We start from the raw sequence: 6,402 nt of genomic DNA on the forward strand, positions 1-6,402 counted from the left end.
GCTCGCTTTTCGGGGACTTGTCCAGCTCGGGCCATTCGGAGGGCGCGCGGTCGAGGCCCTTCACAAGGGCGGCGGCCACCTGGCGCGCATCGCGGGTGCTGAGCTTCTCGCGCACCCCGCGAATCATGAACAAATCGTCAATGGTGCGCGATTCGCGCCGACAGGCCTCGACGATCTGCTCGTCGGTGAGCACCCACTTGCGCGGCAGATCGCGCTCCTGGGCCGTCACCTCGCGCCAACAGGCCACCTCCTTGGCCGCCGAGAGCTGGCGGCGCGTCAGCTGGCCCACGCGCTTGAGGCGCTTGTAGCGCTCGGCGGGGTCGGATTGGTAATGGGCCGCATCGCTCATGGCGGCAAAGTCATTGTCGAGCCAGTGCAGGCGCCCCTTCGCCTCTAGCTTCTCCGTCATGATGCGGTACATCTTCGGCAGATAGACCACGTCGTCGGCGGCGTACTCAAGCTGGGAGGTGGTAAGGGGTCGGCGCGACCAGTCGGTGAACGAGTCGCTCTTCTTCAGGTTCACGCCGCACAGGCTGTGGACCAAAGGACCGTAGCCGATCTGCTGGGTGTGGCCCAAAAGCGTGGCGGCCACCTGGGTGTCGAACAGGGGCGCGGGCAGCACGCCGAGCTCGCGGTAGAGAATCTCCAGATCCTGGCCGCCGGCATGGAGCAGCTTCATGAGGGACGAATCGGTCAGAAGCGGATTGAGCACCCGCAGGTCCTCGATGGCGAACGGGTCGACCACCGCCACCTCGGTATCGGTGGCCAGCTGGATGAGGCACAGGTTCGCGTAGTAGGTCTTCTCGCGCAGAAACTCGGTGTCGATGGCCAAGACCGACGAAGAGGCCGCTCTGCGCGCGAAGGCCTCGAGGTTTTCTTGGCTTGCAATGTATTCCACGATGGTCCTTGTCTGACAAGCTCGCTGATGTAGTACCATCCCATGATAACAAGGGAAAGGAATTATGTGAAACTCCTCATCGTTAACAACCTCTCCTCCGGCTTCAGGGACGGGGCCATTTACGACTTCATGCGCGCCTTCGCGAAAGACGGGGACGAAATCACCGTGCGCTGCACCGATGGCGACACCGATTTGGCCGACTTTTTGCGCGACGCGGAAGACTTCGACGCCGTAGTGGCCGCGGGCGGCGATGGCACCGTGGCCTCGGCCGCCTACCTTCTGGCCGAGACGGGCATCCCGCTGCTCCCCTTCCCCGCCGGCACGGCGAACCTGCTCGCCATGAACCTCGCCTCGCCAGCTGAGCCCCACGCCCTGGCAAAGATGATGCGCGAGGAGCGGCTCATGGACTTCGATATCGGCGAGATCGAGCTTGAAAACGGCGAGCACTTCGGGTTCTCCATGATTGCCGGGGCCGGCTACGATGCCGCCATCATGGAGGGCGCGGAGTCCACCAAGCGCCTGCTGGGCCCCATGGCGTACTTCACCTCGGCCTTCACCAACATCGCGCCCCAGTTCTCGAGAATCACCCTGGAGATCGACGGCAAGACCGTGCAGACCCAGGGCGTGGGCGTGCTGGCCATCAACTTCTCGAAGCTGCAGTTCGATTTATCGGTGGTCCACGAGAACCTTCCGCGCGACGGCATGTTCGACATCGTGGTCATGAACACCCACGACGCGGTGGGGCTCATCCCCACGCTTTTGAGCTGCATGCTCGATCGCGGAGGCGAGTTTCCCGCCCGCCCCGACGCCCTCGAGGTGTTCCGCGGCAAGGAGTGCACCGTAACCGCCGATCCTCCCCTGGCTGTGCAGTACGACGGCGAGGTCACGGGCACCACGACCCCTTTCACCGTGCGCATGCTCCCCGAGGCCGCCCGCTTCGTGGTGAGCGAGGAATGCCTCAAGCTCTACGACGAGGAAAGCGCCGAGCCGCTGCGCTTAGACTAGGAGCATCCGCAGGCGCCCTCGTAAGCCTCTCCATAGACGCACCTCACCCACCCTTCCGCAAGCACACCGAGCCCCCCTACAAAAGGACTACCGATGCCGAAGGACCGCAGACTATAGCCCTCCGGAAAAACGGACAAATAATGCGGATATGGACACCTTTTTGGCAAATTTGCCCGATATGGACGCCATTTCGGGGTCGTTTTCGCGATTTTTGCGTCCATATCGCATGTATTTGGCCAGTTTTCCTCCGGACCAAATCGCCTCCGAGCGCTTCACTTCCGAGCTAGCTCACCTCCAGGCCATATCATCTTCGGACCGCCGCATTACCGGGCGTCTCCGACGGCCTTCGAGCTATTTCATTCGTTCCCGAACGACAGACAAAAAAGAGGGGGCGACCGAAGTCGCCCCCGACAGAAAACGCGGATGCGTGATGGGCGCTACACCAAACCGGGCGTGGTGATGAGCAGGTAAACCGACAGGCACGCCGCCAGGACGATGATGGCGAGCACCACTTTGTCAAGCGTAGACTGGAAGTACTTCTCGCCACGCTCGCGCTTGCCCCAGATGTACATGAGGATGCCGGGCACGTACAGCAGGCACATGAGGATAACGCCGAGCACGCCAGCGGCCCAGGACAGGAACAAGCTGTAGATGACGCCCACGCAGCCAAGAATGCGCCACAAGAGAAGGGGGCCGTTCAGGCGATTCTTGAACGCTTCGGGCTCCTTGAAGGCCACTTTCGCGAAATAGGCCGCGGAAAGCAGGTAGGGCAGCAGAATCATGCCGGCCGACAGCGTGTAGAAGAACTGGTAGGTGGACTCGGTGAACAGCCAGGTGATGAGGAAGGCCTCGATGATGAGGTTCGTCACGACCAGGGTGACCACCGGCGCGCCCTTGGCGTTCGTCTTGGCGAAGGCCTTGATGAACACGCCCTCCTCGGCGGCCTCGAAGGGTGACTCGCTGGCGAGCACCGTGTAGCCGAGCATAGCGCCGATAAGCGAGAGCGACACGGCGAAGTTGATGAGGATGGCGCCCCAATCGCCCACCGCCGCCTGCATCACGTAGGCAAGCGCCGGGTTCTCAAGGGTTGCCAGCTCGGAAAGCGGCATGACGCCCATGGACAGGATGGAAACCGTCAGATACAAGGTGAGCACGCAGATGAAGGCGATGATAGTGGCCTTGCCTACATCCTTAGACTTCTTGGCGCGGCCGGAGATGGCCACTGCGCCCTCGATGCCGATGAACACCCAGATCGTGACCATCATGGCCGTCTGCACCTGGTCGACGAAGGCCAGGCTCGGATCGGCGCCGGTAGTGAGGTTCGCGAGGAACACGTCGGGCTTGAAGGCCCCGATGAAGATGATGGCGATGATGCCGATAAGCAGGGGCACGAACTTCGAGATAGTGATGACGGCGTTGATGAGCGTCACCTCGCTAATGCCGCGGCTCACGAGGAAGGCGTAGAACCAGATGATGCAGGAGGCTCCGATGACCGCGTAGATGTTCGTGCCGTCACCGAAAACCGGGAAGAAGTAAGACAGGGCGCCGAACAGAAGGGCCGAAAAGCTCACTGTGCACAGCAGAGCGGAGATCCAGTAGCCCCAGGCACTGTTGAAGCCGAGAAAGTCGCCGAAGCCCGTAGCGGCATAGGTGTAGATGCCGCCCTTCAGATCGGGCTTCACGCGGGAAAGCGCGAAGAACGTCATGACGAGGCAGAACACGCCGATGGCGGAAATGCCCCAAGCGGTGAGAATCGCCCAGCCGCTCGCACCGCCGGCTGCCGCATCGCCCGACAGCGAGAAGACGCCCGCGCCGACGATGAGCGTGATGACCGTGGTAACCATGCGGAACAAGCCGATGCCCTTGGGGTTGGTCACCCCGTCCGCTCCGGCCTGGGGCGATGCAGACCCCGTCGTGGTCATTGATTCTGTGCTCATGGAAAGACCAACTCCTTGGTAGGGAAACATTGCAGACCATGATACCCCAGGCACGGCCACAGCATCGCCACAATTTGGCCAAGTAACCGTCACGTAACGGATGGCATGTGAAGCGAATCTTCCTTTGCCGAGTGAATCCTGCCTCCATTTTCCCTCCATATTGGAGGAAGCAAAGAAAAAGGTCGGAAGCTCTTAAGCCTCCGACCTGGCATTTCATGGTGCGCGATACAAGATTTGAACTTGTGACCCCTACCGTGTCAAGCTCCTAAGACGCAATATTAAGCAATATTGCTTAATAAGTTATACCAGGTCAAACAATGATTTTATTTGATATGCGATACTGCACAATACCACGCAAACAGGATTTTTTGGCGCAACTTTTGGCATTGCCATCAATGCGTATCAGCCCGCACTGCTGCCACCTTCCCCAAACGCAGAAAAGGCCCCGGCCTCCCGCGAGAACGCGAGGGCCGGGGCCATGGTAACCGTTTCCTGCCTATACGCAGAGCTTCCTCCACGTGTTCCTTCCCGCAATCTTGTCCGGGGTGAGGCCCTTGGAGCTCTGGAACGCCCCGACGGCCTTTCCCGTGTCGCTGCCGAATACTCCGTCGAAGCCCTTGGGGTTGTATCCCCGGCAGTAGAGCATTCCCTGCAGGATGCGGGTGATGTTGCCGCGAGCGCCGTTCCTGACGCTGATGCAGGCGACATACGTATTGCCGCCGAACGAGCCGTCCACCTTCAAGCCCTTGCCGAACTGGCTGTTAAGCTCGCTTTGGAGCGCCATCACGGCAAACTTCCTGGTCTTGGGGCCGAACAGGTTGTCGTCGTCGCAGTCGTACTTGTAGGTGACGCGGAGCCATCGCTGGAAGTCGGCGATGTTTCCCTTGGCCCCCGTGTACTTCTTGTCCGCGGGCTTCGTCGCGGGGGCCGACGGCTTCGCTGCAGGAGTTGCGGCTGCAGGCTTGTTGACGGCCTGGGTCGGCTGGCCGCCGAGAATCTCGGTCTTGAGCGAGCCCCATTTCGAGGAGTCTACGTAGGGCGACGGGCAGTACTTGCGGCTGGCGTCGTAGTGGCGCACCACATTGAGCTTGCGGCCCAGGATGGAGCAGCAGTGGGCGTACAGCTTGGACAGCGACGCGCGCTGGGCGGCGGTGAAGTCCTCGCCGTTGGACACGACCTCCACTCCGATGGAGTTGGTGTTGGTGATGCCGTACTTGCCCTTGCCGTCGCCGACGTGCCAGGTGTAGTAGCCGTCCAGGATGTTGTTGTACTCCCAGATCGTCCCGTCCTTGTCGATGAAGAAGTCGGCGCTGGCGTTGCGGTTGGCCGTCGCGAAGTAGATGCAGTTGTTCCTCGCGCTGCCGATGCCGCCGGTGTAATGCGTGGCGAAGTTCTGGACGGCACCTAGTCCACCAGTGCGGCGAGACTTGTTGAAACTGCCGTGGTACGTGTTGATCAATAGCTGCTCGGCCATGCTACTCACCCGACCTGTCGTCAGCATCAGCTCGCTCGGCCGCTATCTCGGCGATGGCGGCGGCGATTTCCTCATTGGTCGCCTCGTGCTTGACGTTGCTCACGGCCCCGATGGCCGCCTCCACCAGTTGCTCGTCTGTCAGCTGCTCGCCCATTACTCTCCCCTTCCGTTGAATGCCATATCGTCAATGTCCTCGATGCCAACCGTCACGTCGGGGGCCGCTGGGTTGTGCTTTCCGAGCCTGCCCACGAACGGGAAGTTCGCGATGTCGGGGTTGAGCACACACAGGTTCTCGAGAACCGAAACGAGCTCGGTGAGGACGATGTACGCGCACATGATTCCCACGGCGGGGATGTCGGGCACGGCAACGCCGAAGCCCGCCTGGGCGGCCTCGAAGTCAATCCACACCACGGCCACCTCGTAGACCGCCGCCAGAACCAGCAGGCAGCAGAAGCCCGCCTTGTGCCAGATGCCGTCGCGCATCTTCCCGGAGTCGATGACCCCGTTCTTCGCAGCCCCCGCAAACCCCGTGGCAATGTCAAGCAGCATCATCACCGCCGCAACAGCAAGGGGGTGCCAATCGATGTAGATTTCCGTCATATGAGTCCTTTCTCTTTTGTTGCAAAACCCAGAGCGCAGGACGCCGTACCCGGTGCCCTGCGGTTTGAGTTTTCCGTCAAACGAAGGAGAAGCAATGGACAACGCGACACTGACCATCGGCGAGATAGCCTGGAGCCACTACCTGCCCGCCAAGCGCCAGCGGAGGCGCACCAACACGTGCGACGGCTACGAGAGCAGCATCAGGCTGTACGTGGCGCCGCGCTGGGGAGACATGGCCATCGCCGACATCGAGCCCGACGACGTTCAGGCGTGGGTGGACGAGCTTGCCAAGACCGAGGCAGGCCCCGGCGGCGCGTGGAAGGCTTACAAGTGCCTGCGCCAGATCGTGCGCTGGGCGCTCGCCAAGTGGAAGATGCGCGTCTACGACCCCACCCAGCATATCGAGAAGCCCAGGGTTCCCACCTACAAGCCAGACACGTTGACCCACCGAAGGCTCAAGCGCCTCATACGCGGCATGGTGGGCTGCG

7 protein-coding genes are annotated in these 6,402 nt (G+C 61.4%); 2 read left to right on the forward strand and 5 right to left on the reverse strand.

All coding sequences use genetic code 11. The features are described from left to right. Positions 1-898: ribonuclease D (locus VJ923_RS04760; RefSeq protein ID WP_326439098.1), on the reverse strand; the 898-nt coding region annotated here is incomplete at its 3' end. 66 nt (positions 899-964) lie between these two features. On the opposite strand from VJ923_RS04760, the gene VJ923_RS04765 reads away from it, so the two are divergent. Continuing rightward, entirely contained in the window at positions 965-1,903 is a 939-nt protein-coding gene (locus VJ923_RS04765) for a diacylglycerol/lipid kinase family protein (RefSeq protein ID WP_326439100.1), read from the forward strand. A 437-nt stretch (positions 1,904-2,340) separates the two neighbouring features. On the opposite strand, the gene VJ923_RS04770 is transcribed toward VJ923_RS04765, so the two are convergent. From VJ923_RS04770 to VJ923_RS04785, 4 genes are all read right to left on the reverse strand, one after another. Next, positions 2,341-3,840 (reverse strand): basic amino acid/polyamine antiporter, encoded by a 1,500-nt coding sequence (locus VJ923_RS04770; RefSeq protein ID WP_326439102.1) that lies wholly within the window; start codon positions 3,838-3,840, stop codon positions 2,341-2,343. Between the two features lie 496 nt (positions 3,841-4,336). After that, positions 4,337-5,314, reverse strand: a complete 978-nt coding sequence (locus tag VJ923_RS04775; RefSeq protein ID WP_326439104.1) for a peptidoglycan recognition protein family protein — start codon at positions 5,312-5,314, stop codon at positions 4,337-4,339. Between the two features lies 1 nt (position 5,315). Further along, positions 5,316-5,468, reverse strand: a complete 153-nt coding sequence (locus VJ923_RS04780; protein ID WP_326439106.1) for a hypothetical protein — start codon at positions 5,466-5,468, stop codon at positions 5,316-5,318. Continuing rightward, positions 5,468-5,914, reverse strand: a complete 447-nt coding sequence (locus tag VJ923_RS04785) for a phage holin family protein (protein WP_326439108.1) — start codon at positions 5,912-5,914, stop codon at positions 5,468-5,470. Before VJ923_RS04785 ends, VJ923_RS04780 begins: the two co-directional genes overlap by 1 nt. Positions 5,915-6,008: 94 nt before the next feature. Between VJ923_RS04785 and VJ923_RS04790 the strand changes: the two genes are divergently transcribed. Beyond that, on the forward strand, positions 6,009-6,402 hold a 394-nt coding region (locus VJ923_RS04790; protein ID WP_326439110.1), incomplete at its 3' end, for a tyrosine-type recombinase/integrase.

Origin of the sequence: Adlercreutzia shanghongiae (assembly GCF_035830635.1) — a bacterium.
GTDB classification, from domain to species: Bacteria; Actinomycetota; Coriobacteriia; order Coriobacteriales; family Eggerthellaceae; genus Adlercreutzia; species Adlercreutzia shanghongiae.